General features: G+C 47.6%; 3 protein-coding genes. 2 read left to right on the top strand and 1 reads right to left on the bottom strand.

From position 1 onward, the window contains the following. Nucleotides 1-617: Ycf66 family protein (locus PX481_RS07805; protein ID WP_288094228.1), on the bottom strand; the 617-nt coding region annotated here is incomplete at its 3' end. 690 nt (nucleotides 618-1,307) lie between these two features. On the opposite strand from PX481_RS07805, the gene PX481_RS07800 reads away from it, so the two are divergent. Continuing rightward, nucleotides 1,308-3,002: an iron uptake porin gene (locus PX481_RS07800; protein WP_288024058.1), complete on the top strand. Its 1,695-nt coding sequence runs from the start codon at nucleotides 1,308-1,310 to the stop codon at nucleotides 3,000-3,002. Between the two features lie 156 nt (nucleotides 3,003-3,158). Further along, nucleotides 3,159-4,917: pyruvate kinase (gene pyk, locus PX481_RS07795; protein ID WP_288094230.1), on the top strand; the 1,759-nt coding region annotated here is incomplete at its 3' end.

Genomic DNA, 4,917 nt, shown 5'->3' with positions numbered 1-4,917 from the left:
TCTTCACTAGCGGGACGACGACGGGGACGGGGACTGGTTTCTTCCCAATCATCACCGCTACGGCGCTGATCATAAACATCTCGATCGCTAGTGGGGGAACTATTGCGGGGACGACGATTAGCCGTTTTGCGACCGCTAGTATCGGCCGGCCGACGGGTGCGGGTGCCGCGGGGTTCCTCGTCCTGATAACTAGAAGTGCGGGAAGATCGGGGATCCTCGTAACCGCGTAAACGGGGATTATCTTCGTAACGTTCCTCCGGTTCGTAGGTGTCGAGGGGTTCTAATTCGGCCCGATATTCCCGACTCACAGGACGTTCATCCACAAAAGACGTGCCGCGGCGGGCCTGTTCCGTGGTTAAACCCCGCAATTTTACCGTCTCGAAGGCAAAAAACACCGCTGCCCCGGTCAGCAAAAATTGTCCGAATTGCAAAATCGGATCCAGTCGCCACCCTTGAAAAAGTAGAATTAAACCGCACAGTAAACCAACGGCGGCAAAAAATATATCATGATCCCTGGAAAGTTCCGGCCGCACCGAGCGCAGGAAGTATAATCCCGCTCCGGCCACTGCCAGAAAAATTCCTAAGATACTGGCCGAATTCAGCCCAAAATTGACCATCTTTATCTCCCTTCTCGGTGCTTAAATTCAAGAATCGAGTCTTTATCTATAGCCGTCAGTTTTCAGCAGCAATCTTGCTGTTTTTAACTCAAGGAGTCGATCTATATCCTGACCCCCAAGTCTAGCACTATATCTATCATCCTCGATTCTAACTTACTCGATCGAGCCTAGCTCACACAACTATTGTTGAGGAAGTGGGGAAGTGGGGAGACCACTTCGTGCGCGTTGCGGGGGGAAGTGGGGAAGTGGGGAGATTTTATCAGTGAACAGTGAACAGTAAACAGTGAACTGAAAACTCACATCTGATAACTGATAACTGATAAGGCTGATATTTTAACAAAATCTTTAGGAATTGCCCATTGACAGGATTGACTAAATGTGATGTATGGGTTTCGGGCATTTTAACGTGATTTTTTGATCACTTTTGAGCGATCGCTATCGTTGGGAAGTTAATCGCCGAAAGTCTGAAAGGAGGGATTTTCATTGATGCACATCATGGTTAATTTGTAAAGTGCGTAATTCCTAATTTTAATAAGATCAGACAGAAATTTTTCTGTCATATCATAAAATTAACTTAACCTAGACAAGAGGGAATTAGCATAGAATGTGATTATAATTGCAGGCTAAACATATAGTCTGTTTGTATTCATAGTCCATTCAATCCATAGAAGAAGGTGTGAGGATTGACCCATGTCAAAACTATTCAAGAATTTAGTAAAGGTAACTCCTTTAGTATTAGGTGCTTCCGTAGCGGCTGCTGGCAGCGCAGTGGCTCAAACTATGCCTGGTACACCTCAACTCAAGGTTGATCCAGTAGCGCAACAACAACTCGATCGCATTCAACGCGCCCAAAATAGTCAGCAGATTAATACGGGTGTTTATCAGGGTTCCATGTCCCAGGTGACTAGCGTTAACCAACTGCGGGACGTATCTCCCACCGCTTGGGCCTACGAGGCATTAAGAAGTCTTGTGGAACGTTACGGTTGTATCGTGGGTTATCCCGACCGTACCTTCCGTGGTGATCGCGCCACCACTCGTTGGGAATTTGCCGCAGGTTTAAACGCTTGTTTAAACGTCATGGAACGTTTAATTCAAGATGGTGTCGGTGTACTCAGAGAAGATATCGATAAATTAAAACGTCTTGTTCAAGAATTTGAAACCGAACTAGCGGCTTTAGGAGCTAGAGTGGATAACCTTGAACAGCGCGTTGCTTTCTTGGAAAACAATCAATTTTCTACCACCACCAAACTCAGAGGCGAGGTCATCTTCAGTATCGCCGATAGCTGGGGTGGTCAAGCTTCCGTTACCAATACCGACGGTACGGTGACTGATGGCAGCAATCAAGATGAAACTCAAACAGTATTTAATAATCGGGTACGACTCAACTTTGAAACCAGCTTCACCGGTAAAGATTTGTTGAGAACCCGTTTACAAGCGGGTAACTTTAACAATACCTTCAACCAAAACGGACCGACGGTAACCAACATGACCCGTCTGGCATACGATGATGGCCGGGACAATGACATAACCATCGATGACTTGTTCTACCGCGCTCCCATCGGCACTCCCTTCGGTAACATCACCGTTTGGGTTGGTGCTAACCAGTTAAACCTAGATGACGTTTTCATCACTGCTAACCCCTTCCTCGCCGATAGCGGTACAGGTGCTTTATCTCGCGGTCAACGCTACAATAACATCGTTTTCCGTGGTCCTTCCGGTGTTGGTGCTGGGGTCAGATTCAACATTGGCGATGTTTTCCAAGTTACGGGAACCTACCTAGCCGAGGGTGGGACTAATGGTGCCAGCAATCCTAACCCTGGTAGCGGTTTATTTAACGGTTCCTACAGTGCGGGTGCTCAGGTTGGTTTCTCCTTCATCAAATTTGCCGATATTAACTTCGTTTACGTTTACAGTTATCAAACTGCAGCCAGTATGAGTTCTGGTTTATTCGGTAACGTCAGCAGCCCTCTCACCGAGCGTCCCTTCGGTAACGTTGGTACTACTGCTAACCGTTTCGGTCTTCAGGCGAGCGCCCAAGTTATCCCAGGAGTCTTAAATCTAGCGGGCTGGGCTGGTTACGCCGATGCTTCGGCCACGGGAGTTAATGATGCGATCGGAGACAATAACACTGGTATCTGGTCTTGGAACCTTAACCTCTCCGTTCTCGACCTCTTTGCCGAAGGTGCGGCGTTTTCTTTAGGTGGTGGTCAAGTGCCCCGTTCCGATAAAGAAAGCAGCACCTCTTACATGGTAGAAGCTCAGTATAAGTTCCCAGTCACCAAAAACATCCTGATTACCCCCGGTGCCTATGCGATCTTCAACGCTAACAACCGTAATAACGACACCATTTTTGTCGGTGTCCTCCGGACAACTTTCCGTTTCTAAGCTGAGTTGACGGACTTGGTAAATAAGAACGGTGGGATTTATAGATCTCACCGTTTTTTTGCTTTTAACTTTTCACTGGGTATAACCATTTATGAGAAGATGATCGGAGCGTCCCAAACGCTGCTATATTTACTTCGCCTATTTAGTTGCTTATCTATGCACTCTCTGTCTTTCCCCCGTCGCACTAAAATTGTGGCCACGATTGGCCCAGCCTCGCAAAATAAGGAAACATTACGTCAGATGATCAAGGCGGGGGCGACGACATTTAGATTAAACTTTTCCCATGGCGATCACGATTACCATCGTCACAGCATTAACCTGATCCGTCAGTTAGCCTTTGAACTCAATCAACCCATTGGCATCCTTCAGGATCTACAGGGGCCAAAAATTCGCTTAGGTAAATTTGCCTGTGGGTCGATTACCCTGAAACCGGGGGAACCCTTTATCCTTACTTCTAGGGATGTGGAATGTAATCAGGAAATAAGTTCCATTAGCTATCCCTCGCTGGCCCAAGAAGTCCCAGAAGGTTCGAGAATTCTCCTCGATGATGGTAAGGTCGAAATGCGGGTGGAATCAGTGGATCGTTTGAAAGGAGACCTGTCCTGTCGCGTGGTGGTTGGGGGTGTCTTATCCAGTAATAAAGGGGTAAATTTTCCCAACGTCTATCTGTCGGTGAAAGCTTTAACCGATAAGGACAAAAAAGATTTAATGTTCGGACTGCTGTGGGATGTGGATTGGATCGCCCTTAGTTTTGTGCGTAATCCCCAAGATATCCTCGAAATTAAAGAATTAATCGCCAGTGCGGGTAAATCTATCCCCGTGATCGCTAAAATTGAAAAACACGAAGCGATCGAGGAAATGGAGGAAATTTTATCCCTCTGTGATGGTGTTATGGTGGCTAGGGGGGATTTAGGAGTAGAATTACCAGCCGAAGACGTGCCAATCCTGCAAAAACGCCTGATTAATACCGCTAATCAGCTAGGCATCCCGATTATTACCGCCACTCAAATGCTTGACAGTATGGCCAGTAATCCTCGTCCCACCCGCGCCGAGGTTTCGGACGTGGCTAATGCGATTTTAGATGGCACTGATGCGGTCATGCTTTCCAATGAAACGGCTGTGGGTCATTATCCCATCGAAGCGGTGGCAACCATGGCCCGCATTGCCGAAAGGATCGAACGGGAACAGATCAATAGTGCCGCTCGCTCTAACAATAAACAATCGATTCCTAACGCTATTTCCTCGGCAGTTAGTCAAATTGCCGAACAATTGGGGGCAGCGGCAATTATTACCCTGACAAAAACCGGCTCTACTGCCCGTAACGTCTCCCGATTTCGCCCCAAAACCCCGATTTTAGCCGTTACTCCCCATCGAGAAGTGGCACAGCAGTTACAGCTAGTTTGGGGCGTAAAACCGATGTTATTGCTCGATTTACCCTCCACCAGCCAAACTTTTCAAGTGGCGATGAATCTCGCCCAGGAAAATAACCTCCTAGCGGATGGTGAGTTAGTGGTGATGACGGCGGGAACTCTGCAAGGGGTGGCCGGTTCCACGGATTTAATTAAGGTGGAAGTGGTAAAATCCCTTTTGGGTAAAGGTACGGGTATCGGCCAGGGTGTGGCTAGTGGCCGGGCGCGAGTAGCCCATAATGCCCGAGAAGTGGGTAGTTTTAGTAGTGGGGAGATTTTAGTCGTTCCCACCACCAGCGCCGAATATGTGGATATGATGCGGAAAGCTGGCGGAATTATCACCGAAGATACCGCGATGAATAATCACGCCGCTACTATCGGTTTAAAATTGGGTATTCCTGTTATTGTCGGGGTTAAAGGTGCCACGAAAATTATCCGCGAAGGGGTGATCATTAGTCTCGATGCTCAACGGGGTTTAATTTATTCTGGTATTGGCAATGGCGCAG

The organism is Microcystis sp. M53603_WE2, assembly GCF_030065435.1.
Note: the sequence above shows the minus strand (reverse complement) of the source record. Positions and strands in the feature narration are given on the sequence as shown.

Bases quoted from the DNA above. Each gene is read 5' to 3' on its own strand.
- PX481_RS07800 (WP_288024058.1), top strand. From the start codon at position 1,308: ATGTCAAAACTATTCAAGAATTTAGTAAAGGTAACTCCTTTAGTATTA.